This window comes from Streptomyces sp. NPDC058008, from assembly GCF_042886395.1.
GTDB lineage: Bacteria > Actinomycetota > Actinomycetes > Streptomycetales > Streptomycetaceae > Streptomyces.
Genome location: NZ_JBHVQX010000005.1, coordinates 17,185 through 41,954 on the forward strand (window position 1 = coordinate 17,185; position 24,770 = coordinate 41,954).

Consider the following 24,770-nt stretch of genomic DNA (forward strand, 5'->3'; position numbering starts at 1 on the left):
GGCCGTCGGGACCCCGGACCGCGTGGACGGGGTCCGGTAAACCATCCGTCCGGGGGACAGCCGGGCGCCCGGACCGGCGACAGTCGGTCGCCGGGACCGGCTCAGACGCGGAGCTCCGGCGGGAAGCCGGTCCAGTGGAGATCGGCCGGGAGGTGGCCCATGTCGTTGACCATGACCAGGGCCGCGGGCCTGCCGGGGGTGTACCGGATGACGGTCAGCGCGGCGTTGGAGTGGTTGAGCCCCAGCCAGCGCCAGGCGGGGGCGTCGAGGGCGTCGCGCACCAGCCAGGCGGCCAGGAAGGCGTGGGTGACGACCAGTTCGTGGCGGGGGCTGTCGCCGTCCACCGCCCCGGTGAACCGGGACATCGCGGTGGCCGCGAGCTCCGGGCCCCTGGCGCGCTCGTCCTCCGGGAACTGCTCCACGAACGCGAGGAGCCGGTCCGCCGAGCCTCCGGGAAGTTCCTCGCGTCGCGGGACGTACGGGACGTAGTCACCGGCCTCCTCCGACGCCCGCAACGGGATCCCCCGTCCGAGCTGCTCGTGGACCAGCCGGGCGGTCTGCGCGGCCCGGGGGAGGGGGCCGTGGTGGACGGCGGAGAACGGTACGTCCCGGAGCCGCTCACCCAGGAGCACCGCCTGGCGCCTGCCCCGCTCGGTCAGTTCGGTCTCGTCCGGGGAGGCCTCGGCGTGCCGGGCGATGTAGAGGAACCGGGTGGCGGCCGTGGGCGAGGTCATGGGGGCCTTTCGGCTGGTCGGACGGGTATCAGGGGGGACGGCGTCTCCCCCCGGCTGGTTCCGGGTCGCGGGAGACGGTGTCTTCGCCGGCCGGTTCCGGGTCGCGCGTTCGGGTGATGTCGGCGCGGGCTGTTCCTTGGGGGACGGGCATCCGGCTCGCGGCGCGGGCGCTGCCCGGCGTGTCGGGTGGACCGCGTTTGGCACAGTGCCGCTCCGTGACCGACGAACGGGGTGAGCGGGATGGCCGTGGTGCGTGGACCGAGTGATCCGGCGGGAACGCCGCCCAGCGGCGGTGAGTACGGCCGGAGGCTGAGGCACGGGGACGGCCCGTGGTTGCGCGCTGCGGGTGGTGCGGACGACCTGGTGACCCATCTGGGTCCGGTGCGGGCCGAGTTGGACCTGGCCCATCAGGGGCTCATGACGGGGGCGGGCCGGCTGACCGCCCTCGCGGAACTGGCCGCCGTACGGGAGTCCTGGGAGCGGCGGATCCAGGCGGCGCAGGGTGAGTGCGGCAGCCTCGCGGCCGGGCTGCGGGATGTCGCGCGCATCCAGGGAGCGACGGACGAGGCCGTCAGATCGTCCTTCGCCCCGGTTTCGCCCTGCGCGGGCGACGCGCGGTGACGCCCACGCCGACGCTGACCTGGGCACAGCTACGGGACCTGAAGTGCGCCGAGCTGGAGGGCGCGGCCGACGGGTGGGGCAGGTCGAGCAACCGGGCCGACGCGGCGCGGGACCGCGTCGAGCAGCAACTGCTCACCGGGCTCCGCGACACACAGGAGGGCGAGGCGGCGCGGGCGGCGGTGGCCCGGCTGCGGCAGCTGGGGCGGAACTTCCAGTACGTGTACACCGAGTGCGGTCTCCTCCGTACGACCCTGAACTCCCTGGCCCACGAGATCAGGACCCAGCAACGGGCCTTGACGGAGGCCCTGGACGACGCGGCCGCACTGAGGTTCACGGTGCACGCGGACGGGTCGGTGACCTACCCGGCGGGCGGCGAAGGCCTCGTCGACGGTGCGCCGTTGCGGGGCGGTACGGCGTCGTCGTACGGGACCCGGGGGCTGGCCCCGCCTTCGGGGCTGGTCGCGCCGAACCCCCACAGCGCCAAGGCCCAGGACATCGCGGACCGGGTCGTCGGGGCGGTGCGCGCGGCGGCCGAGATCGACTGGCGGTACGCGGGGATCCTGCGCCGTCTGCGGGCGGAGGAGGGCCTGAAGGTCCCGGACTCCACGTGGAAGGACACGGCGGCCGACGCGGCGGAGGTCCGGGATGCGGCGCGCGCGTACCTCAAGGACGCCATCCCGCGCGACGCCTCTCCTGCGGAGCGGCGCGACTGGTGGGCGGGGCTGACCCAGGAACAGCGCGAGGAGTACCTCGCGGTGTACCCGGACCAGATCGGGAACCTGGACGGAATCCCGGCCCTGGTCCGGGACGCGGCCAACCGGGACAACCTGCGGCTGCTGATCGGCGAGCTGGAGGGACGGGACGACGAGAGGTCGGCCACGCAGCTGGCGGGGCTGAGGGAGATCGAGCGGCAGTTGGGGGCGGCGGCCAAACCGGGGGAACCGCCGATGTTCCTCCTCGGCATCAGCGATGAGGGAAACGGGCGGGCGATTGTTTCGTATGGGAACCCGGATACGGCGCGCAACGTGGCGACATATGTGCCGGGGCTGAACACGTCCCTGGATGAAAATTTCGCAAAGAATGATCTCAAGCGTGCCCGTGACACGGTGATTGCGACCCGAGAAATTGACTCATCGAGTGCGATGATCGCTTGGCTTGGATATGACGCGCCGCAGCTTTTCGACGGTATGGACAGTCTAGCGGTGATGGGGAGCGGGAGGGCTGATATCGGTGGCCGATCCTTCAATGAGTTCATGGGCGGCCTGGCGGCCACGAATGAGCATGATGAGCCGCATCTGGTGGCCATTGGGCATTCCTACGGTTCGCGTACGGTGGGTTCCGCCACTCAGCAAAGTGGTGGGATGCCGGATGTCGATGACATTGTCCTGTTGGGCAGTCCAGGTGTTGGAGTTGAGCGGGCTGAGGACTTACAAGTTGGGAAAGATCACGTCTTTGTTGGCGCGGCTGAGAACGATTTGGTGACCAAGACGCCGTCAAAACTGCAAGGCAACATGGGTGCTGTAGCAGGGCCGATCGGGTACATCGCGGGTGGCCTCCTGGACCGAGACGACGACGATCTCTGGTTCGGCAAGGACCCCGCGAGTGCCGCGTTTGGAGCTAGGCGTTTTCATGCACACCGAGGCCCCTCGGTGATTACCGGAGGTTTCGCCGCGCACTCGCTGTACTTCGATCGAGGTGGCGCGGACTCGGTTTCGGCGGACAGTATTGCCTTGATTGCGGCAGGGAAAGGCGACAAGGTTAAGGTGGAGGAGCCGCGTTGAGGGTGTCTCGGTGTTTGATCTCGGCCCTTCTTTTGGGGTCAGTGTTTGTGACAGGTTGTGCAGATGGAAGGGTGCGCAATTTGAATATGCAAGAAGCTGCCGAAAAGTCAGACGAAATGCTTGACGATATTCTTCTGGCGATTTACCCAAGGGTAAAATGGGCGCACGGGCCGACAACTACGGGGAGCTGCGAGGTGTCTCGCAGGCGAACAGTCATGACCGTCATCTCGCCGGAGCGGCGGGGTAGTTTTCTCGGCCTTGTGGACAGGAAATTCCAGAAGTCAAGCTACCGGATTGAGGCGCTGAACAATGACGTAGAATTCCCGGCGATCTATGCACGAAGTGCGGAGGGGTACGGCATGAGCGTCCGGTTCGGTGGTGACGGGCAGGCGTTCTTCCGGGTCGACACCCCCTGCGTCCAAGAGTCGGAGGTCGCCGAGTCCACCACCCAGGCGACCGCGCCCACCTACGAGGGCATGGAGCACATCCCCCGCCCCAACATCCGCTCGTCCTTCTGGTCCGCCGGCGCCCCCTGACCCCTCGTAGCCGCCCCTGACGCCCCCTCATGCCCCGATCAACCCGTACACACCAGCGAATCTCGCGGTGAAGCGCGCCCGAATGGGGGATGGTTGGGGTGTGCGGAAATACTGGGTGTTCCTCGGCGGTGGGATCGGGCTGGGCCTGAGCTTCCTCGCCCTGCTCGTCGTCGGTACGTACTCCGCCGCCGCCGGGATCTCCGGGGCGAGCGGGGCGGTCGGGCTGGCCAAGGGGGCGGTGCCGGCGCGGTACCAGCCGATCGTGGAGAAGTGGGGCAACCTCTGTCCTGCCATCAACCCGGCACTCCTGGCCGCACAGTTGTACCAGGAGAGCGGCTGGAACCCCCGCGCCCAGAGCCCCGCCGCGGCGCAGGGCATCGCGCAGTTCATCCCCGGTACCTGGGCCGCGCACGGCATCGACGGCAACAACGACGGGAACCGCGATGTGTGGGACCCGGCCGACGCGATCCCGTCCGCCGCGTCCTACGACTGCGAGCTCGCCGGGTACGTCAAGAAGGTGCCGGGCGACCCGACGGACAACATGCTCGCCGCCTACAACGCCGGCGCCTACCGGGTGATCCAGTCCGGCGGTGTGCCCGCGATCAGCGAGACGCAGAACTACGTCAAGATCATCCGCTCCCTGGAGAAGAGCTTCGCCAAGCCGGTCGGCCGGGTGCAGCCCTCGCAGCAGGCCGCCGGGGCGATCTACTTCGCACAGAAGAAGCTGGGCACCCCCTATCTCTGGGGCGGGAACGGTACGGCCGACCAGGGGGGCCGGTTCGACTGTTCCGGGCTGACCCAGGCCGCGTACCGGACCGTCGACATCGAGCTGCCCCGGGTGGCGAACGACCAGTACAACGCGGGGCCGCACCCCTCCCGCGACGAGCTGCTCCCCGGGGACCTGGTGTTCTTCTCGGACGATCTGAGCAATTCGCGGGCCATCCACCACGTGGGTCTCTACGTCGGCGGCGGCTACATGATCAACGCGCCGTACACCGGTGCCGTGATCCGGTTCGACAAGATCGACACGGCTGACTACTTCGGGGCGACCAGGGTCACGAAGGACGGGGCCGCGGCACTCCCGACGGCGCTCCCGGAGGGCTGACAACCAGTCGTCCGTGGCCGGAACTCTCCGTGAAGCCTGGGCCCTGAGCTGCGACGATGAGTCACTCTTCGATAACGTCATGGTGATCATTCGGTGGAGAACGGAACGTACGCAGCTGACAGGTCGTTCCCTGGACTGGGACAGCATGCGCACATGACCATGCGTGTCTGCCCGGACCAGTCGGGCGTGACGGCATGATGGCGTGACGCGGCACTGAATCCGCACCGACCACGGGGGTCAGACCAAGGCGACGCGCACTGTTGTGCGTCGCAGCAGCAGACAAGGCAAGGGGCCGCGGCAGATGGCTGGACTCGCACTCGATGGGTCGAACCCCGATGTCAGCCTGCTCTACGACATCAATGGGCTGGCGAAGGCCGCTCCGACCTGGTTCGACCGGGTCATGGAGTTCGTCGGTGAATTCGGGATCATGCTCGCCATGGTCCTGGCGGTCCTGTGGTGCTGGTGGAGCGTACGCCGACGCGGGACGACGGAGGACTCGGTGACAGGGGTCGCCGGCCTCGTGTGGGCGCCCCTCGCCGCCGGGATCGCGTTGCTCATCAACATCCCGATCCGGAACTTCGTGGAGAGGCCGCGTCCGTTCCTCGACCACAAGGGGCTCGAAGTCCTCGTCGAGGGCAAGACGGACTACTCCTTCGTGAGCGACCACGCGACGATGGCGATGGCCATCGCGGTGGGGCTCTTCGTGGCCAACAGGAAGTTCGGTCTGGTGGCCATCGGGCTGGCGCTCCTGGAGGGCTTCTGCCGCATCTACATGGGTGTCCACTACCCGACCGACGTGATCGGCGGTTTCGCGCTCGGCACGGCGGTGGCCCTGCTGCTCGCCCCGCTCGCGATGATGCTGCTGACACCGCTGGTGGGGGCCGTGGCCCGTGCCGGGACGGTGGGCCGGCTCGTCCGCTCGGGCCGGGCGGTCGCAGCCGCCGACGGTCCGGGTGAGTCGCGGGGTATCCCCGAGCCGAGCCCGGGTTCCGGCCGTGGCGGCAGGCCGGGCGAGAAGGACCTCGCCGCGTAGGCGGAGGGCCGTACGGTCGTGAGGGGTGTCCCGTGAGGGGCACCCCTCACGCGTGTCCGCACCTGGTTCGGCGGCCGGCCCCGAGCCGGTCCCCGTGGTTCGGCACCCCCTGCACCGGCTGCGGCACCAACTGCGGCACAGGCCGCGGCACCGGTCACGCAGGAGGAACGGGCTCCGGCGCACAGTGTGAGGCGTGAGACGTGAGACGTGAGGCGCGAGGTGTGAGGCGTGACCCGGGTGTGCTCCGGCGATCTGCCTGAGGCGCAGGTCAGGCCGTGTCGTCAAACAGCCCGATAGCGTCCGGGAACCCTGTCAGGAACTCCCGCCGTACGGGGTCCGACTCCTCTTCGGCCATCGTCGCGAGCAGGTCGGCCAACTCGTCGTGCTGATCGCTGGACAGCTTGCGGACGAGGTGGGCGAACCCCTCCAGCAGCATGACGGCGGCGTCCGGGTCCAACTGCTCGTCGTCACAGCCTTCGACGAACCACAGGACATCGGCCAAACCCTCTGACAGAGCACGGATCAGGGACGGGTACACGGGCATCCGTACGAACTCCCAGCGGGTCGTGACAGCGGAGGCCGGCAGGCCATGGCAGCAGCGTCCGACCATCCCGGCAGGCACCGCTGACACCCTCACCCCGAGGGAGCGGCCACGCACGGGACGGTGTGCCGGGACCCGTGCTCCGGACCGGACCGTCCCGAGTCGTCCGGCGGTGGAGCGGAAGGGTGCGATGTCCCGGCACCACCCCGCCCCTGTGGTGTTCGATGTGCGGGAGCCAACGACAGCACGTCCACCGGGCCCGTGGCCGAGGTGCGCCGGGGCTTCGCCTCGCGGGCCGCGCTCGGGCCGGGCGGTGTGCGCCGAGGAGCCGAGGAGGAGCGCCACATGCGGATTCTGATCGTCACCGCCGGGTCACGGGGTGATGTCGCACCGTTCACCGGTCTGGGGAGGCGCCTCGCGGACGCCGGGCACCACGTCGCCGTGGCCGCCCACGCGTCCTTCGCCGCGCTCATCGGCGGGTGCGGCTTCGAACACCGGCTCATGCCGGGCGACCCGGAGGCCCTGTTGCGTGGCTGGCACCGGGCGGCGTCGCCGGAGGAGGCCCGGGCGTTGACGAGGGCGTACGCGGACGGGCTCGGCGACGGGGTGGCTGACGCCGTGGCGGGCGGTACGGACCTGGTGCTCTCGGCCGCCGGACCGGCTCCGCTCAGCAGGGCGGCCGGCGAGGCGTTCGGGGTACCCGTCTTCGGGACGTACCTCGTACCGGCCTTCGCCACACGGGAGTTCGCGCTGCCCAATGCGCGCGGCGCGGTGGCCCCGGGGCCTGAGGGCAACCTTGCCGCGGGCCGGTCCGTGGTGGAGCGCGCCGAAGGGGTCTTCGCGGGTGCCGTGACCCGGCTGCGCGCCCGTCTCGGTCTTCCCGCGGAAGCGCCGGAGGACACCCGGCCGGTCTTCCAGGGGTTCAGCCCGCTGGTGCTGCCGCGCCCTGCGGACTGGCCGTCCCGGGTCGAGGTGTCCGGGTACTGGTGGCCCGCCCGGCCGCAGGGCTGGCAACCCCCCGCCGAACTGGCCGACTTCCTCCAGTCCGGCCCGCCTCCTGTGTTCATCGGGTTCGGCAGCATGGCACCGGGGCAGGGAGACCGGCTCAGCGAACTGATCGCCCGGGCCGTGAAGCGGGCGGGCGTCCGTGCGGTGGTGCAGGCGGGCTGGGCCGAACTCGGCGGCTGGGGACCGGACATCCTGGCCATCGGCGACGTCCCGCACGACTGGCTGTTCCCCCGTACCGCCGCCGTCGTCCACCACGCCGGGGCGGGAACCACCGCGGCCGGGCTGCGGGCCGGAGTACCCGCGCTGCCGGTCCCCGTCATGGCCGACCAGCCGTTCTGGGCAACCCGTCTGCACCAGTTGGGAGTTGCCCCGAAACCCCTGCCGTTCCAGGACCTCACCGCCGAAGCCCTCGGGGTCTCCCTCACGGAGTGCCTGTCCGGACCGGACCTCCGTCGTCGCGCGGCCGAGCTCGCCCACGGCATCGCGGCCGAGGACGGCGCCGGCGCGGTCCTCGCCGGCATCGGTATCGGCTCGGCTGGCGTCGGCTGAGTCCGCCGGCCGAGCACGAGCACGCCTGCGCGTCCCGCGTGTGCGAGCACGCAGCGCATGAGCACGTACGTCCCGGAAGAAAGGGTGAGGCAGCCGTGAAAGAGGGCCGAGCAGGCACGGGCAGCCCCAACCCCGCCGGCCCGACACTGCCCCCACAGGGAGACCGGCGCCAGGCCGGTCGGTACGCGGCCCCCGGAACGGCCCGACGCGGGCCGCCACCGGGCCCGAGGCACGGCCCGACGCGTGCGGACACCAGGCTCCCGGCGCGTACCAACGCGTGCCGACACCGGGCCCGAGGCGCGTGCCGACGGGTGCTGACGCCCGGCTCGAGGCGCGTACCGACGGGTGCCGACACCGGGCCCGAGGCGCGTGCCGACGGGTGCGGACGCCCGGCTCGAGGCGCGTACCGACGGGTGCCGACACCGGGCCCGAGGCGCGTGCCGACGGGTGCGGACGCCCGGCTCGAGGCGCGTACCGACGGGGTGCTGACGCCCGGCTCGAGGCGCGTGCCGACGGGTGCCGACGCCCGGCTCGAGGCGCGTGCCGACGGGTGCCGACGCCCGGCCCGAGGCACGTACCGACGCGTGCCGACGCCCAGCGCGAGCCCGGCCCCGGCGCATGACCCACTTCGGCCGTTCCCCTTCCGGTGATACGGCGGCGGGGCATCATGTCCGGTGATCCGGGGGGTGGTGCGTGTGGCCGGTAGGCGGCCGTCGCGGCAGGAAGTCAATCGGCGGCGCGAGCGTACGGGGTTCGTGGGGCGGCGGGGGGAGCTGGCCGTCTTCAGGGAGACGTTCGCCCGCGACCCGGAGGAGACCGGCTTCCCGTTCCTGTTCCATGTGCGCGGCAACGCCGGTGTGGGGAAGTCGACCCTGGTGCGGCACTGGGAGGCGGTGGCCCGGGACCAGGCCTCCGTGGTCACCGCGTACGTGGACGACGAGGTGCACGACGCGATCGAGGCGATGGAGGCGGTCAGTTCCCGCCTCGGTCGGCAGGGCCACCCGCTGAAGCGGTTCGACAAGCAGCTCGCCACCTATCGCCAGCGCCGTCACCAGGCCGACAGCGCGGCCCCGGTACCGCAGCCCGCCCCGGGCGAGCGGGGAGCGGCGGGCGCCGTGCCGTCGCCGTCCAGCATGGTCGCCGCCCAGGTGGGGCTGGCCGGGCTGGGCGCGCTCGTGCCCGGGGCGGGGGCGCTCACCGGGGCCCTCGATCCGCAGCAGGTGGCACTGGGCGCGGACCGGGTGCGGGCCGTGCTGAACACACGGCTGCGCAGCCACGACGACGTGCAGCTGGTGATGCATCCGCTCGTGTCCCTCGCCCCCGTCTTCCTCGACGACCTGAACGAGGTCGCGGAGCGGTGCGCGCGCGTGGTGCTGTTCTTCGACGTGTACGAGAGGACGGGCCCGGTCCTCGATACCTGGCTGCGGACCATCGCCTTCGGGGACGAGTACGGCACCTTCCCCGTCAACGCGCAGATCGTGCTGGCCGGTCAACTGCGCCTGGACAGCCGCGTCTGGGGCGACTGGCTGGGCATGGTCACCGAGGTGCGCCTGGACGTCTTCTCCGAGGAGGAGGCCCGTACGCTGCTCTCCGCCCACGGGGTCACCGACGAACCCAGCGTCGAGCTGGTGCTGCGCCTCTCCGGTCGCCTGCCGCTGCTCGTCGACATGCTGGCCCGGAGCGATCCGGGCGGGGGCCAGGGGATGGGCGATCCCTCCGAGACCGCGGTCGAGAGGTTCCTGAAGTGGGAGCCGGACCCGGAGCGGCGCGAGGCGGCGCTGGCCTGCGCGCTCCCGCTCCAGATCGACGAGGACATCTACCGGGCGGTCGTGCCGGAATCCGTGGCGGAGAGCTACGCGTGGCTGCGGGGCATGGCCTTCGTCTCTCCCCAGGAGGGCCGCTGCCGCTACCACGACGTCGTACGCGCCGCGATGCTGCGCCTGCGGCGGACCCGCTCGCCCGCCCGGTGGCAGGAGTCGCACACCCGGCTGGCCCGGCTGTTCGAGGAGCGGCGGCTCGCGGTCGAGGCGGACATCGGCTGCGACCCCGAGGACCACTGGACGGACGCCGGCTGGCGGGAGCACCGGCTGAACGAGACGTACCACCGGCTGTGCGCCCATCCTCGGACCGCCCTGCCCGACGCGCTCACCCAGTGCGCCGACGCCGTCGGCCTCGACATCGCCACGGCACGCCGCTGGGCCCAGACCCTCGGCACGGCGGGGCTCGACGCCGACGCGGAGGCCGTCGTCTCCTGGGGCCGGCGTCTTGAGGCCGCGACGGAAGGGGAACAGCCGGGCCGGGTCGTGCTGACGCTGCTGCTCGACGCCCCCGAACTCGACTCCTCCCGGCGGGCGTTGGTCCACATGGTCCGCGCCGAGGAACTGCGGGACGCGGGTGATCCCGAGGCCGCGCTGCTGGACTGCGAGGCAGCCGTCGCCCTCGCCCCGGACGCGGTCCGCTCCCAGGCGGGTCTGGGGGAGACCTACCGGATCCTGGGCCGCCACGAGGAGGCGGTCGCCTCCTGCACCCGCGCGCTGGAGGCCGACCCGCGGTACGTCCTGGCGATCGGCACCCGTGGCGACGCGTACCGGAATCTGGAGCGCCACGACGAGGCCTTCGCCGATCTGGGGCGTGCCGTCGGGATCGATCCGCAGTACGCGTGGGCCTACGCGAGCCGGGCGCAGGTGTACGAGGCGGTGGGGCGGCCGGAGGAGGCGCTGGCGGACTACGGCCGTGCGGTCGGGATCGACCCGCAGTACGCCTGGGCCTACGGCAGCAGGGCGCAGGTGTACAAGCGCCTGGAGCGCCACGACGAGGCCTTCGCCGATCTGGGGCGTGCCATCGCGATCGAGCCCCAGTACGCGTGGGCCTACGCGAGCCGGGCGCAGGTGTACGAGGCGGTGGGGCGGCCGGAGGAGGCGCTGGCGGACTACGCCCGTGCGGTCGGGATCGACCCGCAGTACGCCTGGGCCTACGGCAGCAGGGCGCGGCTCCTGGAGGGGATGGGCCGGTTCGAGGAGGCGCTGGCGGACTACGACCGTGCCGTCGGTGTCGATCCTGAGTACGCGTGGGCCCACGCGGGCAGGGCGCAGGTGTACGAGCGGACGGGCCGGTACGAGGAGGCGCTGGCGGGCTACGACCGTGCGATCGGCATCGATCCGCAGTACGCCTGGGCGTACGCGAGCAGGGGGCGCGCCGAGGGGGCCGTGGGCCGTCACGAGGAAGCACTGGCCGACTACACCCGGGCCCTCGACATCCGTCCCGGCTACACCTGGGCCGTCCATGCCCGCGGTGCGCTGTTCGAGCAGCTGGGCCGTTACGGGGACGCGGCCGACGACTTCGCCCGCGCCGTCGAGGCCGATCCGTCCTCGGACCGGGCGCTGAGCGCCCGCGCCCGGATGTACCTGCGTCTCGGCCGGTACGAGGAGGCCGTCGCCGACAGTGCCCGGGCCGTCGGGATCGATCCGGAGAACGGCTGGAACCAGATGCTGTACGCGGTGGCGCTGCGTGCGGCGGGCGACGGCCGGCAGGCGGAGACCCGCTTCGCCCGTGCCTCCGAGATCTTCACGGCCGCCCAGGACGGAGACGCGGCCGAGGCCGTGGACACGCACCAGGGTCTGCTCGTCCTGCTCTGCGCCCGGTCCGACCGTGCGGGGGCCGCGGCCCGGTGCGAGGCGCTCATCCGGCTGGCACCGGGGGCGGACAAGGTCGGAGCAACCATCGGGAACCTGTTGTTCCTCCGCGCGGTCCTCCCCGGGACGGGGTCCGGCGTCGATGAGGTCGTGCGGCGGCTGCGCCAGGTGCTGTGACCCCGGTCAGCTCTGCTGTTCCGCGGCTTGGAGGTGTTCCTCGGCGTCGGTTCTGGCCCGGTCACGGGAACGCCGGGCCGCGCCCGACCAGCCGCAACCGCAGCGTGCCAGGCAGAACGAGCCCCGTTCGACGGTCGTGGTGCGGTGTGCCGGAGCAGGGCTGTGGACGGGTGAGTCCGGGGGGTCCTGATACACGCTTCCACGGTACCGGGGGCGCCCCGCGGCAGCCCGGGAGTGGGCCGATCGGCTGCTCCTGGGGGTCCCCCGGCGTGACGGGCCGTCCCGGCCGTCGTTAGGCGAGGCGGGCGGGAACTCGGTCAGGTGTACGTCGTTGGGGGTTGGCAGGCGATGGTGGTGCGAGGGCACACGTGCGGAGGCGGGGCACTGGCTGTGTGCGCCCTGGCCGTCGCCGGCGTGATGACGGTGGGCAGCGGCTGCTCCGGTACGGGCGGTGACCGCAGTGACGGTGCCGGCGAGCGCGCCGTCGTCGGGGACGGCGCGACGGGCACCCCCGTGGCCGTGGTCCGGCGGGCCGCCGGGGAACTGGCCGGCGCGGGCACCGCCCAGGCGCGTACGTCGATGGAGACCGCGGCCGGCGGGACCCGGGTGACGATCAGGGGCCGGGGGACGTACGACTTCCGCAGACAGCTCGGCCGGATCAGGGTCGTCCTGCCGAAGGACGCCGCCGGGGCCGACGAGCACCGGCCGATCACGGAACTGCTGGCGCCAGGTGCGCTGTACATGAAGAACCGCGGCGCCGGGGTGCCCGACGACAAATGGGTACGGATCGACACCACGGCCCTGGAGGACGGCAACCTGGTCACGGGCGGTGTGACCGACCCGACGGCGGCCGCCGAGCTGCTGCGCGGCGCGGACGAGGTGACGTACGTCGGGCGGACGGAGGTGGAGGGCGTCCCGGTCAGGCACTTCCGGGGCACCGCGGACATCGGGCGGGCGGCGCGGGCCGCCTCGCCGTCCTCGCGGGGTGCGCTCAGCGCCGCGGCGAAAGGGTTCAGCACGGATTCGGTGCCGTTCGACGTCTATCTGGACGACGCCGGCCTGCTGCGGAAGGTCCGCCACCGCTTCACCTTCGCGACCGAGGGACCGGCGGTGGCGGTCGTCTCGACGCTGCTGCTGCACGGCTTCGGTACGCCGGTCTCGGTGCGGCTGCCGTCGGATGCGGACATCTACACGGGTCAGGTCCAGCAGGGCCGGAGTGGCCCGGAAGCGCCGTAGGGAGGGGGCCGAAATGGTCCGTCCGTGCCATGCGCCGCGTGTGTCGCGCTCCCTACGCTAGGGGGTCGGTGCGCCAGCAGCCGGCGACAGCAGAGAGAGGTGACGCAGGTGGTGACGCTCAGCGCTCCGAACGCTCAGGACTGTGTGGCCCTCGCCGAGATCGAACTGTGCGGTGAGCTCATGATCGCCGCCGCGGGCGCGCTGGAGGACCGTCTCAGTCCTGACCGCATCGACGAGGTGCTCAACGTCAGGGCGGACCCCGCCGAGCCGGCGCCGACGATTCCCCGCCAGGTCCGTCACCGGGGCTGACCGGTCACCCGGCAGCCGGGCCACCGGGGCGACTCCGTACGCGGGGCAGCCCGTCCCCGGGACCCGACTGCGAAGCGGACCGATCCGCCACCAGGACCCGGTCGTCAGGCGGACTGATCCGCAACCAGGACCCGGTCGTCAAGCGGACCGGCCCGCCATCGATCCGCCAGCAGGACCGGGGCGACTTCGTAGGCCGGGCTATCCGTCACCGGGACCCGACGGCCACGCGACCGATCCGCCACCGGCGCCGCTCAGCCACCGGTCCGTCACCAGGACCGGAACCAGTACGTACGTGGGTCGATCCGTCACGCGGGGCGATCCGTCACCCGGACCCGACCGTCCCCGCGGCCGGAACGACTTCGTACGCGGACCGGTCCGTCACCGGGCCCCGACGGTCACGTGACCGATCCGCCACCGGCGCCGCTCAGCCGCCGGGGCCCGGCCGTCCCGTGGCCGGAACGACTTCGTACGCGGACCGATCCGCCACCGGGGCCGCCCAGCCACCGGTCCGTTACCAGGACCGGAACCAGCACGTACGTGGACCGGTCCGTCACCCGCACCGGCCGTCACCCGCACCGGCCGTCACCCGCACCGGCCGTCACCCGCACCGGCCGCCACCCGCACCGGCCGTCGCCCCGGCCGGTCCGTCACCTGGGCCGGTCCGTCACCTGGGCCCGCCCGGATCTGCCTGCCGCGTTCCGGCTCCACCCGCCGCGTTTCGGCCACATCCGCAGCAGTCCGGCCCCGCACCCCCGCGCCGCCCCGGCCTGTGTCATGTACGCAGGAGGCGGGCGATGGCCTTCGTGGCCTCCTCGACCTTCGCGTCGATCTCCTCGCCGCCCTTCAGCGCCGCGTCCGCGACGCAGTGGCGCAAATGCTCCTCCAGCAGCTGGAGCGCGAAGGACTGCAGGGCCTTCGTGGACGCCGAGACCTGGGTGAGTATGTCGATGCAGTAGACGTCCTCGTCCACCATCCGCTGGAGGCCGCGGATCTGGCCCTCGATGCGGCGCAGGCGCTTGAGGTGCTCGTCCTTCTGGTGGTGGTAGCCGTGGATTCCACGGTCATGGTCGGTGACGACCGCTTCCTTACCGGCTGGATCGGTGGCCTCGGTGGTGGTCATGGGGTCCTCCCGTTGTCCTCGTGGCCTGCGGTGAGCGTGCCGTTCTGTGCCGTCTGTATACCCCTGCCGGGTATATCGTAACGAATCCAGCCGAAACGTGACCGGGGGGCCGTGCTGATCACTGTGCCCGATGCGCGACACTGAAGAACGCCGGTTAGCCGTGGCCGGATGATGCGCCTAGCATCAGCCTGACCGAATCCAAAGCACCCCGAGGACCCCACGTGCGCTTTCGTCTGACCCCCAGGGAGACGAGCTTCTACGACATGTTTTCCGCATCCGCGGACAACATCGTCACGGGCTCGAAACTCCTGATGGAACTGCTCGGGGCGGATTCTGCCTCCCGAGTCGAGATCGCGGAGCGTATGCGGGCAGCGGAGCACGCGGGGGACGACGCCACCCACGCGATCTTCCACCAGCTGAACTCCTCCTTCATCACGCCGTTCGACCGCGAGGACATCTACAACCTCGCGTCGTCGCTCGACGACATCATGGACTTCATGGAGGAGGCCGTCGACCTGGTCGTGCTGTACCAGATCGACGAGCTCCCGAAGGGTGTCGAGCAGCAGATCGAGGTCCTGGCCAGGGCGGCGGAACTGACCGCCGAGGCCATGCCGAGTCTGCGGACCATGGACAACCTCACCGAGTACTGGATCGAGGTCAACCGCCTGGAGAACCAGGCCGACCAGATCCACCGCAAGCTGCTGGCCCACCTGTTCAACGGCAAGTACGACGCCATGGACGTGCTGAAGCTGAAGCAGATCGTGGACGTGCTGGAAGAGGCGGCCGACGCGTTCGAGCACGTCGCCAACACCGTGGAGACCATCGCGGTCAAGGAGTCCTGAACCTCGTGGACACCTTTGCGCTGATCGTGACCATCGGTGTCGCGCTCGGCTTCACGTATACGAACGGCTTCCACGACTCGGCGAACGCCATCGCCACCTCGGTCTCCACCCGGGCGCTGACCCCGCGTGCGGCTCTGGCGATGGCCGCTGTGATGAACCTCGCAGGCGCCTTCCTGGGCCAGGGGGTCGCCAAGACCGTCAGCGAAGGCCTGATCGCCACGCCCGAGGGCCAGAAGGGGATGGGCATCCTCTTCGCTGCGCTGGTCGGCGCGATCATCTGGAACCTGATCACCTGGTACTACGGCCTGCCGTCCTCCTCCTCGCACGCGCTGTTCGGCGGCATGGTCGGCGCGGCACTGGCCGGCGGGACGATGGTGCACTGGGACGGGGTGCTCGACAAGGTCGTCATCCCGATGTTCCTGTCCCCGGTCATCGGCCTGGTCGTCGGCTATCTGGTGATGGTCGTGATCATGTGGATATTCAGGAAGTCCAACCCTCACAAGGCCAAGCGCGGCTTCCGCATCGCCCAGACGGTCTCGGCGGCGGGCATGGCGCTCGGACACGGTCTGCAGGACGCGCAGAAGACGATGGGCATCGTGGTGATGGCGCTGGTCATCGCCGACGTCGAGGGCCCGAACGACGAGATCCCGGTCTGGGTGAAGATCGCCTGTGCGGCGATGCTGTCCCTCGGGACGTACGCGGGTGGCTGGCGCATCATGCGGACGCTCGGCCGCAAGATCATCGAGCTGGACCCGCCGCAGGGCTTCGCCGCCGAGACGACCGGCGCGTCGATCATGTTCGGCTCGGCCTTCCTCTTCCACGCGCCGATCTCCACGACTCACGTGATCACCTCGGCGATCATGGGTGTGGGCGCGACGAAGCGTGTGAACGCGGTCCGCTGGGGCGTGGCCAAGAACATCATCCTGGGCTGGTTCATCACGATGCCGGCCGCGGCGCTGGTCGCCGCGGCGAGTTACGGGGTCGTCGTACTGCTCTTCGGCTGACCGGACGCCGGAGGCCCCGGCGAACGGCTGACCGGACGCCGGTGCCCCCGCGAACGCCATGCAATGGGTCCGCCCCTGCTCTCTTGACGAGAGCAGGGGCGGACCCTTCGCCTTGTGGTGGCACCGCCATGCAGCACCCCAAGGCCGTCTGTGCCGGGCCGTTCGTCCGGGCCGGGACGGGGCCCGGGGCCGGTCGCGCACCAGGGCGCGCGGCCCAGGCCGGACCGGACGCCTAGCCGAAGCGGCCCGAGATGTAGTCCTCGGTCGCCTGCACCGACGGGTTGGAGAAGATCCGCTCCGTCTCGTCGATCTCGATCAGCCGGCCGGGCTTGCCCACCGCCGAGAGGTTGAAGAACGCCGTACGGTCCGAGACGCGTGCCGCCTGCTGCATGTTGTGCGTCACGATGACGATCGTGAAGCGCTCCTTCAGCTCCCCGATCAGGTCCTCGATGGCGAGGGTCGATATCGGGTCGAGCGCGGAGCACGGCTCGTCCATCAGCAGGACGTCCGGCTCGACCGCGATGGCGCGGGCGATGCACAGGCGCTGCTGCTGACCGCCGGAGAGCCCGGAGCCCGGCTTGTTCAGGCGGTCCTTGACCTCGTTCCAGAGGTTGGCGCCCTTGAGGGACTTCTCGACGATGTCCGACAGCTGGCTCTTGCGGTACGAGCCGTTCAGACGCAGGCCCGCCGCGACGTTGTCGAAGATCGACATGGTCGGGAACGGGTTCGGGCGCTGGAAGACCATGCCGACCGTGCGGCGCACGGCGACGGGGTCGACGCCGGGGCCGTACAGGTTCTCGTCGTCCAGCAGCACCTTGCCCTCGACGCGGCCACCGGGGGTGACCTCGTGCATGCGGTTCAGGGTGCGGAGGAAGGTGGACTTGCCGCAGCCGGACGGGCCGATGAAGGCGGTCACGGAGCGGGGCTCCACCGTCATCGAGATGTCCTCGATGGCCTTGTGGGAGCCGTAGTAGGCGGTGAGACCGCCGATGTCGATGCGCTTGGCCATGTGAATCACTGCTTCTTTCGGGTCGCTGATGGCCGCGTCAGCGACCGGTCTTGGGGGCCTTCCAGCGGGCGATGCCGCGGGCCACCAGATTGAGGATCATGACGAAGGCGATCAGGACCAGGGCAGCGGCCCAGGCGCGGTCGTAGGACGCGGCCTCGCCGATCTTGTACTGCTCGTAGATGTAGAACGGCAGCGAGGACTGGGCGCCTTCGAAGGGGTTCGTGTTGATCAGCTGGCTGCCGAAGACCAGCAGGATGATCGGTGCCGTCTCGCCCGCGATGCGGGCGATGGCGAGCATGACGCCGGTGGTGATACCGCCGATCGCGGTGGGCAGGACCACCTTCAGGATGGTGCGCCACTTCGGGATGCCGAGCGCGAGGGAGGCCTCGCGGAGCTCGTTGGGGACGAGCTTGAGCATCTCCTCGGTGGAGCGGACCACGACGGGGATCATCAGGATCGTCAGGGCCAGCGCGCCCATCAGGCCGGAGGGCTCGATGCTGCCGATGAGCATGATCGACAGGATGAAGAGGCCGGCCACGATGGACGGGATGCCCGTCATGACGTCGACGAAGAAGGTGACGGCCCTGGCGAGCGCGCCCTTGCCGTACTCGACGAGGTAGACGGCCGTCAGCAGGCCGATCGGGGCGGAGATCACGGTGGCGATCCCGACCTGTTCCAGGGTGCCGATCAGCGCGTGGTAGACACCGCCGCTGTCCTCGGAGCCCAGGACTCCGGCCATCGAGTGGCTGAGGAAGTAACCGTCGAGGCGTTCGGAGCCGCGGCTGATCGTGGTCCACAGCAGCGAGGCGAGGGGGACGACGGCGACGAGGAAGCACACCCAGACGATGCTGGTGGCGAGGCGGTCCTTGGCCTGGCGCTGGTTCTCGACCGCGGTCGTCGCGACGTACGAGAGGGCCAGGAAGATCAGGGCGGAGATCAGGCCCCACTGGACGCGGCTGTGCCAGCCGGCCGCCAGGGATATGCCCACGCCGAGGGCGATCGACACGGCGGCGAAGCCGAGCGGCGCCCAGCGGGGGAGGCTGCGGCTGCTGAGGCCGCCGTCCTTGCGGGGTTCCGGCGAGGTCCGCGGACGGTCGTCCTGGACGTCGGTGGTGGTGGCGTGGCTCATGCGTTGGCCCCCGAGTACTCCTTGCGGCGGGCGATGATGAGCCGGGCCGCGCCGTTGACCAGCAGGGTGAGGACGAAGAGGACGAGGCCCGAGGCGATCAGGGCGTCCCGCCCGAACTCGTCGGCCTCGCCGAACTTGGCCGCGATGTTCTGGGCGAAGGTCCCGCCGCCCGGGTTGAGCACGTGCAGCGAGATGAGGAAGCTCGGCGACAGGACCGTGGCGACGGCCATCGTCTCGCCGAGCGCCCGGCCCAGGCCCAGCATCGAGGCGGAGATGATGCCGGAGCGTCCGAAGGGCAGGACCGAGAGGCGGATGACCTCCCAGCGGGTGGCGCCGAGCGCGAGCGCCGCTTCCTCGTTCATCTTCGGGACCTGGAGGAAGACCTCGCGGCTGACGCTGGTCACGATCGGCAGGATCATGATCGCGAGGAGGACGCCGACGGTGAAGAGCGAGCGGGCGACGCCGACCTCGGTCTTCTCGAAGATGTACGTCCAGCCGAAGAACTGGTCGAGCCAGAGGTTCAGGCCCTCGAGGTACGGGACGAGGACGAGGGCGCCCCAGATGCCGTAGACGATGCTGGGCACCGCCGCGAGCAGGTCGATCACGTAGGCGAGGGGGGCGGCCAGCTTGCGCGGCGCGTAGTGCGAGATGAAGAGGGCGATGCCGACAGCGATCGGAACCGCGATGACCATCGCGATGATCGAGCTGACGACCGTGCCGAAGAGCAGGACCGCGATGCCGAAGACCGGCGGGTCACCGGCCGGGTTCCAGTCGAAGGTGGTGAGGAAGTTGCCCTCGTCCTTCGATATCGCGATCACGGAGCGGTAGCTGAGGAACACGGCGATCGACGCCATGATCACGAGCAGCAGGATGCCCGAGCCGCGGGAGAGGCCCAGGAAGATCTTGTCGCCGGCTCGCCCGGTGGACTTGGGGCGGCCGCGCGTGGCCGGCGGAGCCGGTGGGAGGTCGAGCGGTGTCGTGGAAGCCATGGTCTTTCCGGTCTGTGTGGGGGAGCGGCTGGCTCCCCTGGCGGCGGTGCACCGGATGGGTCGGGCGGTGGGGGCCGGTCCGGAGGGGTGCGCCGGACCGGCCCGCCTGTGCGTGCGTGTCGTGCGGTGGGACTACGAGAGGCCGGCGACGGTCTCGCGGACCTTGGCGTTGATCGCCTCGGGGATCGGGGCGTAGCCCGCCTCGGTCAGGACCTTCTGGCCGTCGGCCGAGGAGGTGTAGTTCAGGAAGGACTTGACCGTGCCGAGGGTGTCGGCCTTGTTGCCGGTGTCGCAGACGACCTCGTACGTCACCAGGACCAGCGGGTACGCGCCCTCGGCCTTGGTGGTGTAGTCGAGGTCGAGCGCCAGGTCCTTGCCGGTGCCCTTGACCTTGGCGGCGGCGATGGCCTTGGAGGCGTTCTCCGAGGTGGCCTTGACCGGGGCCGAACCACCCGTGTTGATGTCGACGGTGGTGATGTCCTGCGAGGCGGCGTACGACAGCTCGAAGTAGCCGATGGAGCCGTCGACGGCCTTCACCTGGGTGGCGACGCCGGAGGAGCCGGACGCGGCCTGGCCACCGGGGGCGGGCCACTTCTTCTCGGCTTCGTACTTCCAGTCGCTCGGGGCCGCGGCGTTCAGGTACTTGCCGAGGTTCTGCGTGGTGCCGGAGTCCTCGGAGCGGTGGAAGGGCTGGATGGCCTTGTCCGGGAGGTCGACGCCCTTGTTGAGGGCGGCGATCGCCGGGTCGTTCCACTTCTTGATCTTGGTGTCGAAGATCTTGGCGAGGGTGGAGGCGTCCAGCGTGAGGTTGTCGACGCCCTCCAGGTGGAAGCCGACCGCGATGGGTCCGCCGACCATGGGCAGGTTGATGCCCTGGCCGGTCTTGCAGATCTTCTTGGACTCGGCGACCTCTTCGGGCTTCAGGGCGGAGTCCGAGCCGGCGAAGCCGACGGTGCCCTGGTTGAACGCGACGATGCCCTCGCCGGAGGAGGAGGAGCTGTAGTTGATCTCCACGCCGGAGCAGGCGGCCATGTAGTTCTTGACCCAGAGGTCCATGGCGTTCTTCTGGGCACTGGACCCGGAAGCGCGCAGCTGGCCCTCGGCGCCGTCGCACTTGATGTCCGACGCGGCGGCGCTCGTCTTGCCGCCGGCGTCCGCGCTGCTGCCGGTGTTGTCGTCCGAACCGCACGCCGTGAGGACCAGGGCGCCGGAGACGGCGAGGGCACCGAGCGCGGTGGCACGAAGCCGGTTCTTGCGCTGAAGCTTCACTTTCGGGGTGTTCCTTCCAGGAGCCGCCGCGGCTGGTGGGGGCGAGGCGGCGTGCGATGAGGAGTGGTGCGTGGCGTGGTGCCGTGCACCTGGTACGTCCGAAATTAGGCAGAACAGGTGAAGCGCCCTACGGGGCAGAGTGAACGGCAGGTGAACCGTGCCGGGCGGGCTGGTTCTGCCGCTTCCGCGGCACGGCGGCGCGGCCCGGGGCGCGCCGGCGGTCGCCGGGGCCGGGTGCCGGGGCCTGGGGCGATCTCCTCCCAGGTGGGGGCGGGCCCGCTGCCGCGTACGGGGCAGCGGGCCCGCTGTCAGCCGTCGGACGGGTCGGTGTCTGCGGGGCCGGTGCGCAGGAAGGCGTCCAGCTGGACGCGGTCGCCGGGGCGGGTCAGCCGGGAACGGGCGGACGCGGGGGTCAGCCAGGCCAGCCGGTCGACCTCGTCGTTGGGCTCGAAGGCACCCCCGGCCTCCTCCGCCGCCCAGTAGCTGACCTCCTTGGGGCGTCCGTTCGCCGTGTACAGGGCGGTCGGCAGGGCGGCGCCGGGCACGCAGTGGTGGCCGGTCTCCTCCAGGACCTCGCGCAGCGCGGCCTCCAGTGGGGTCTCGCCGCGCTTCAGCTTCCCCTTGGGGAACGACCAGTCGTCGTAGCGCGGCCGGTGGACCAGGCAGATCTCCGTGCCGCCGTCCGGGGACCGGCGCCAGAGCACGCAGCCCGCCGCCAGGACGAGGCCGCTCACGGTGCGGTCACCGCCGCCGCGTGGGGCCAGGACTCCCGGAACACCCCGCGCGCCGCCTCCACCTCGTGCCGCTGGTCGGCGTGGAGCACGCCCAGGGCGTACGCCGTCGCCGGGGCGATGCGGGGGGTGCGGGCCGCGGCGGCGGCCGCCGCCGCGGCCTCCGCCGCGTCCCGGTGCAGGTCCAGCGCGTGGCCCGGCCCCGCCAGAGCGGGATCGGGGGCGCCCCGCAGGGTCTCGTGCGCGTACCGGTGCAGTCGCAGCAGCAGACGCGCCTGGTGCCAGAGGGCGTCGTGGGCCTCGTTGTACGGCTCCACCGCCTCGTCGGGCGGCAGCGCGGCCACCGCCTCCAGCATCCGCCGCTCGGCCACCTCGGCGGGGGCGTGCAGCAGCAGATCGGCGGGCCCGGCGGCCGAGGGCGCCAGGGGGACCTCCGAGGCGAGCAGCGCCACGGCGTCGGCGACGGCGTGGAAGCGGGAGGAGCCCAGTGCCTGGAGCGCCGCCGAGTGGGCACGGGTCCGGGCGAGGGTCAGCCGGCGTTCCAGGAGGGCCCCGGCCCGTGCCGTGCCGACGCCGAGCACGGCCCGCTCCTTGTCGGTCTCGGCCGGGCCGTCACCCGAGGGCGGCCGGGCGGCCGGGAGCGCGGCGCCGGAGAGCGGGTGCAGGGCGTCCAGGAGCCGGGTGAGCCGGGTGGCGTACGCGTGTTCGCGGGCCAGGGTGCCGGAGAGCCAGGCCAGTTCCGTACGGAGCTGGTCGGCCCAGGCCGGTTCGAGGGCACCCCGGAAGGTGTGCAGGGTGCCGCCGATCCGGCGGGCCGCGTGCCGCAGGGCGCGGGCCGCCTCGTCGGCACTGTGCGTTCCGGCGTCCGCGGGGGCGCTGTGCTCGCGGTGCAGCCGCAGGCCCCGTAGGAAGCAGGCGGCCTGCTCGCGCAGGTAGGGCGCGAGGACCGCCTCCGCGGAGAGGGCCGTCGTCTGGTGGTCAGGGCGTCGCACGCCGGCGCCTCCGGGCTTCGATGAGCATTTCCTGTACGTGCCGCAGCGGCTGCCCTTCCGCGTCCGTGGAGTGCCGGGTCCAGTTTCCGTCGGGACCCAGGTGCCAGGAGGAGGTGGTGTCGGACATGCCTGTTTCCAGGAGCCTGCTGAGGGCGGCGCGGTGCGCGGGGTCGGTGACGCGGACCAGTGCTTCGATCCGGCGGTCGAGGTTGCGGTGCATCATGTCGGCGCTGCCGAACCACACTTCGGGCTCGCCGCCGTTGCCGAAGGCGAAGACCCGGGAGTGTTCGAGGAAGCGGCCCAGTACCGAGCGGACCCGGATGTTCTCGGAGAGGCCGCTGACGCCGGGGCGGATCGCGCAGATGCCGCGCACCCAGATGTCGACCGGCACCCCGGCCTGTCCCGCCCGGTAGCAGGCGTCGATGACCGCTTCGTCGACCATCGAGTTGACCTTGATGCGGACGTAGGCGGTGCGGCCCGCGCGGTGGTGGGCGATCTCCTTGTCTATGCGGGCGATCAGCCCGTCGCGCAGGGATTTCGGGGCGACCAGCAGCCGGCGGTAGGTCTCGCGGCGGGAGTAGCCGGAGAGCCGGTTGAACAGGTCGGAGAGGTCCGCCCCGACCTGCGGGTCGGCGGTCAGGAGGCCGAGGTCCTCGTAGAGCCGTGCCGTCTTGGGGTGGTAGTTGCCGGTGCCGACGTGGGAGTAGCGGCGCAGGGTGTCGCCCTCCTGCCGGACGACGAGCGACAGCTTGCAGTGGGTCTTGAGGCCGACGAGGCCGTAGACGACGTGGCAGCCGGACTCCTCCAGCTTGCGGGCCCACTTGATGTTGGCCTGCTCGTCGAAGCGCGCCTTGATCTCGACGAGGACGAGGACCTGCTTGCCGGACTCGGCGGCGTCGATCAGGGCGTCCACTATCGGTGAGTCGCCCGAGGTCCGGTACAGGGTCTGCTTGATCGCGAGGACGTCCGGGTCGCCCGCCGCCTGCTCCAGGAACGCCTGGACGGAGGTGGAGAAGGAGTCGTACGGGTGGTGCAGCAGCACGTCGCGCTCGCGCAGTGCGGCGAAGATGTCGGGCGCGGAGGCGGACTCCACCTCGGCGAGGTCGCGGTGGGTGCCGGCGACGAACTTGGGGTACTTCAGCTCGGGCCGGTCCAGCGACGCGATGCCGAACAGGCCGGTGAGGTCGAGCGGGCCCGGCAGCGGGTAGAGCTCCGTCTCGGAGATCTTCAGCTCGCGCACGAGCAGGTCGAGGACGTACGGGTCGATGGACTCCTCGACCTCCAGGCGGACCGGCGGGCCGAAGCGGCGCCGCATCAGCTCCTTCTCCAGGGCCTGGAGGAGGTTCTCGGCGTCGTCCTCCTCGACCTCCAGGTCCTCGTTCCTGGTGACCCGGAACATGTGGTGGGCCAGGACCTCCATGCCGGGGAAGAGCTCTTCGAGGTGGGCCGCGATGATGTCCTCTATGGGGACGTAGCGCTGCGGGGACGCCTCCAGAAAGCGGGTGAGCAGCGGCGGCACCTTCACCCGGGCGAAGTGCCGGTGGCCGCTGACGGGGTTGCGCACCACGACCGCGAGGTTCAGCGAGAGCCCGGAGATGTACGGGAACGGGTGCGCGGGGTCGACGGCCAGCGGCGTCAGCACGGGGAAGACCCGCTGCCGGAAGAAGGTGAACAGGCGTGCCTGCTCCTTCTCGGTCAGGTCGGGCCAGCGGACCAGCTGGATGCCCTCGTCGGACAGGGCGGGCGCGACGTCCTGCTGGTAGCAGGCGGCGTGGCGCGCCATGAGTTCGCGGGAGCGGGTCCAGATCAGGTCGAGGACCTCGCGGGGCTGGAGTCCGGACGCGGACCGGGTGGCGACTCCGGTCGCGATGCGGCGCTTGAGCCCGGCGACCCGGACCATGAAGAACTCGTCCAGGTTCGAGGCGAAGATGGCGAGGAAGTTAGCCCGTTCGAGTAGCGGTGTGGCGGGGTCCTCGGCGAGTTCCAGAACACGTTCGTTGAACGCGAGCCAACTGCGCTCCCGGTCCAGGAACCGGCCCTGGGGCAGCGCGTCGCCGTCCCCCTCGGGCTCGTAGGCGTCGATGTCGTTGTCCAGATCGGGGTCCAGGTCCGCGGCGGTGGACAGGCCTGCGGGGACGGAGCCCGCGACGGCGTGCGGCCGGTGGGAGGCGAGGGAGCCGACCGACGGCTGTACGGGCTGGACCGGGACATCGGAGCTGGGCTGCTGGCTCATGGACCTATTCTTCCGCGCGTTCGGCTCCGCAGGCGCGTCGGAGCCGTGGAAGATCGCGGTGGAAGCGGAAGTCGGACCCGGGCCGGGGCCGCTCCCGTTGCGGGGGGTGGGCACAGCTGGCTGCATCCCGTGAGGGTCCCAAGCCCGTCTGAATGGCCGGTAACGACGACATGACGTACAGGAAGCGGTG

General features: G+C 71.1%; 21 protein-coding genes. 11 read left to right on the forward strand and 10 right to left on the reverse strand.

Annotated features, from left to right (window positions below; translation table 11 throughout):
* Positions 1-101 precede the first annotated feature (101 nt).
* On the reverse strand, positions 102-734 hold the full coding sequence (locus tag ACFVS9_RS06225) for a histidine phosphatase family protein (protein WP_389930478.1): 633 nt from the start codon (positions 732-734) through the stop codon (positions 102-104).
* 363 nt (positions 735-1,097) lie between these two features.
* On the opposite strand from ACFVS9_RS06225, the gene ACFVS9_RS06230 reads away from it, so the two are divergent.
* The 5 genes from ACFVS9_RS06230 (at position 1,098) to ACFVS9_RS06250 (ending at position 5,810) form a co-directional block, all read left to right on the forward strand.
* Positions 1,098-1,355 (forward strand): hypothetical protein, encoded by a 258-nt coding sequence (locus ACFVS9_RS06230; RefSeq protein ID WP_383115374.1) that lies wholly within the window; start codon positions 1,098-1,100, stop codon positions 1,353-1,355.
* Positions 1,352-3,136 carry an alpha/beta hydrolase gene (locus tag ACFVS9_RS06235; RefSeq protein WP_389930480.1) on the forward strand — a complete coding sequence of 595 codons (1,785 nt, stop codon included), beginning with the start codon at positions 1,352-1,354 and terminating at the stop codon, positions 3,134-3,136. Before ACFVS9_RS06230 ends, ACFVS9_RS06235 begins: the two co-directional genes overlap by 4 nt.
* Positions 3,137-3,495: 359 nt before the next feature.
* On the forward strand, positions 3,496-3,672 hold the full coding sequence (locus tag ACFVS9_RS06240; protein ID WP_389930483.1) for a hypothetical protein: 177 nt from the start codon (positions 3,496-3,498) through the stop codon (positions 3,670-3,672).
* A gap of 115 nt (positions 3,673-3,787) precedes the next feature.
* Positions 3,788-4,777 (forward strand): NlpC/P60 family protein, encoded by a 990-nt coding sequence (locus tag ACFVS9_RS06245; RefSeq protein ID WP_389930819.1) that lies wholly within the window; start codon positions 3,788-3,790, stop codon positions 4,775-4,777.
* A gap of 301 nt (positions 4,778-5,078) precedes the next feature.
* Positions 5,079-5,810 carry a phosphatase PAP2 family protein gene (locus ACFVS9_RS06250; protein WP_383115376.1) on the forward strand — a complete coding sequence of 244 codons (732 nt, stop codon included), beginning with the start codon at positions 5,079-5,081 and terminating at the stop codon, positions 5,808-5,810.
* 268 nt (positions 5,811-6,078) lie between these two features.
* On the opposite strand, the gene ACFVS9_RS06255 is transcribed toward ACFVS9_RS06250, so the two are convergent.
* Positions 6,079-6,312, reverse strand: coding sequence for a hypothetical protein (locus ACFVS9_RS06255; protein WP_389930485.1), 234 nt, complete (start codon positions 6,310-6,312; stop codon positions 6,079-6,081).
* Positions 6,313-6,696: 384 nt separating this feature from the next.
* Here ACFVS9_RS06255 and ACFVS9_RS06260 point away from each other — a divergent pair, with 384 nt between their 5' ends.
* The 4 genes from ACFVS9_RS06260 (at position 6,697) to ACFVS9_RS06275 (ending at position 13,262) form a co-directional block, all read left to right on the forward strand.
* Entirely contained in the window at positions 6,697-7,908 is a 1,212-nt protein-coding gene (locus tag ACFVS9_RS06260; RefSeq protein ID WP_389930488.1) for a glycosyltransferase, read from the forward strand.
* Positions 7,909-8,663: 755 nt separating this feature from the next.
* Positions 8,664-11,717, forward strand: coding sequence for a tetratricopeptide repeat protein (locus ACFVS9_RS06265; protein WP_389930490.1), 3,054 nt, complete (start codon positions 8,664-8,666; stop codon positions 11,715-11,717).
* 348 nt (positions 11,718-12,065) lie between these two features.
* Positions 12,066-12,953, forward strand: coding sequence for a hypothetical protein (locus ACFVS9_RS06270; RefSeq protein WP_389930493.1), 888 nt, complete (start codon positions 12,066-12,068; stop codon positions 12,951-12,953).
* Positions 12,954-13,052: 99 nt separating this feature from the next.
* Positions 13,053-13,262 (forward strand): hypothetical protein, encoded by a 210-nt coding sequence (locus ACFVS9_RS06275; RefSeq protein ID WP_383115381.1) that lies wholly within the window; start codon positions 13,053-13,055, stop codon positions 13,260-13,262.
* A 772-nt stretch (positions 13,263-14,034) separates the two neighbouring features.
* On the opposite strand, the gene ACFVS9_RS06280 is transcribed toward ACFVS9_RS06275, so the two are convergent.
* Positions 14,035-14,382, reverse strand: a complete 348-nt coding sequence (locus tag ACFVS9_RS06280) for a metal-sensitive transcriptional regulator (RefSeq protein WP_383115382.1) — start codon at positions 14,380-14,382, stop codon at positions 14,035-14,037.
* Positions 14,383-14,603: 221 nt separating this feature from the next.
* On the opposite strand from ACFVS9_RS06280, the gene ACFVS9_RS06285 reads away from it, so the two are divergent.
* Positions 14,604-15,224, forward strand: coding sequence for a DUF47 domain-containing protein (locus ACFVS9_RS06285; RefSeq protein ID WP_073743490.1), 621 nt, complete (start codon positions 14,604-14,606; stop codon positions 15,222-15,224).
* Between the two features lie 5 nt (positions 15,225-15,229).
* Positions 15,230-16,228 carry an anion permease gene (locus ACFVS9_RS06290; RefSeq protein ID WP_383115383.1) on the forward strand — a complete coding sequence of 333 codons (999 nt, stop codon included), beginning with the start codon at positions 15,230-15,232 and terminating at the stop codon, positions 16,226-16,228.
* Between the two features lie 232 nt (positions 16,229-16,460).
* Here the strand turns inward: ACFVS9_RS06290 and pstB are convergent, their stop codons facing one another.
* The 7 genes from pstB to ACFVS9_RS06325 all read right to left on the reverse strand — a co-directional run bounded on the left by pstB (position 16,461) and on the right by ACFVS9_RS06325 (position 24,580).
* Complete coding sequence (pstB, locus tag ACFVS9_RS06295; protein ID WP_383115384.1) at positions 16,461-17,237, reverse strand: phosphate ABC transporter ATP-binding protein PstB; 777 nt, start codon at positions 17,235-17,237, stop codon at positions 16,461-16,463.
* Positions 17,238-17,274: 37 nt separating this feature from the next.
* Positions 17,275-18,366, reverse strand: coding sequence for a phosphate ABC transporter permease PstA (pstA, locus tag ACFVS9_RS06300; protein ID WP_389930497.1), 1,092 nt, complete (start codon positions 18,364-18,366; stop codon positions 17,275-17,277).
* Positions 18,363-19,355: a phosphate ABC transporter permease subunit PstC gene (gene pstC, locus ACFVS9_RS06305; protein WP_389930500.1), complete on the reverse strand. Its 993-nt coding sequence runs from the start codon at positions 19,353-19,355 to the stop codon at positions 18,363-18,365. The genes pstA and pstC overlap by 4 nt, the downstream gene beginning before the upstream one ends.
* A 132-nt stretch (positions 19,356-19,487) precedes the next feature.
* Positions 19,488-20,624, reverse strand: coding sequence for a phosphate ABC transporter substrate-binding protein PstS (gene pstS / locus ACFVS9_RS06310; protein ID WP_383115387.1), 1,137 nt, complete (start codon positions 20,622-20,624; stop codon positions 19,488-19,490).
* Positions 20,625-20,932: 308 nt separating this feature from the next.
* A complete protein-coding gene (locus ACFVS9_RS06315; RefSeq protein WP_389930504.1) occupies positions 20,933-21,358 on the reverse strand; it encodes an NUDIX hydrolase in 426 nt (141 codons plus the stop codon).
* Positions 21,355-22,347, reverse strand: coding sequence for a CHAD domain-containing protein (locus ACFVS9_RS06320; RefSeq protein ID WP_389930507.1), 993 nt, complete (start codon positions 22,345-22,347; stop codon positions 21,355-21,357). The genes ACFVS9_RS06315 and ACFVS9_RS06320 overlap by 4 nt, the downstream gene beginning before the upstream one ends.
* Positions 22,334-24,580: an RNA degradosome polyphosphate kinase gene (locus ACFVS9_RS06325; protein ID WP_383115390.1), complete on the reverse strand. Its 2,247-nt coding sequence runs from the start codon at positions 24,578-24,580 to the stop codon at positions 22,334-22,336. Before ACFVS9_RS06325 ends, ACFVS9_RS06320 begins: the two co-directional genes overlap by 14 nt.
* Positions 24,581-24,770: the final 190 nt, after the last annotated feature.

Excerpts from the sequence above, each read along its gene's own strand:
- ACFVS9_RS06225 (WP_389930478.1), bottom strand. The coding sequence starts at position 734 with ATGACCTCGCCCACGGCCGCCACCCGGTTCCTCTACATCGCCCGGCAC.
- ACFVS9_RS06240 (WP_389930483.1), top strand. The coding sequence starts at position 3,496 with ATGAGCGTCCGGTTCGGTGGTGACGGGCAGGCGTTCTTCCGGGTCGAC.
- ACFVS9_RS06250 (WP_383115376.1), top strand. The coding sequence starts at position 5,079 with ATGGCTGGACTCGCACTCGATGGGTCGAACCCCGATGTCAGCCTGCTC.
- ACFVS9_RS06260 (WP_389930488.1), top strand. The coding sequence starts at position 6,697 with ATGCGGATTCTGATCGTCACCGCCGGGTCACGGGGTGATGTCGCACCG.
- ACFVS9_RS06270 (WP_389930493.1), top strand. The coding sequence starts at position 12,066 with ATGGTGGTGCGAGGGCACACGTGCGGAGGCGGGGCACTGGCTGTGTGC.
- ACFVS9_RS06280 (WP_383115382.1), bottom strand. The coding sequence starts at position 14,382 with ATGACCACCACCGAGGCCACCGATCCAGCCGGTAAGGAAGCGGTCGTC.
- pstB (WP_383115384.1), bottom strand. The coding sequence starts at position 17,237 with ATGGCCAAGCGCATCGACATCGGCGGTCTCACCGCCTACTACGGCTCC.
- pstA (WP_389930497.1), bottom strand. The coding sequence starts at position 18,366 with ATGAGCCACGCCACCACCACCGACGTCCAGGACGACCGTCCGCGGACC.
- pstC (WP_389930500.1), bottom strand. The coding sequence starts at position 19,355 with ATGGCTTCCACGACACCGCTCGACCTCCCACCGGCTCCGCCGGCCACG.
- ACFVS9_RS06325 (WP_383115390.1), bottom strand. The coding sequence starts at position 24,580 with ATGAGCCAGCAGCCCAGCTCCGATGTCCCGGTCCAGCCCGTACAGCCG.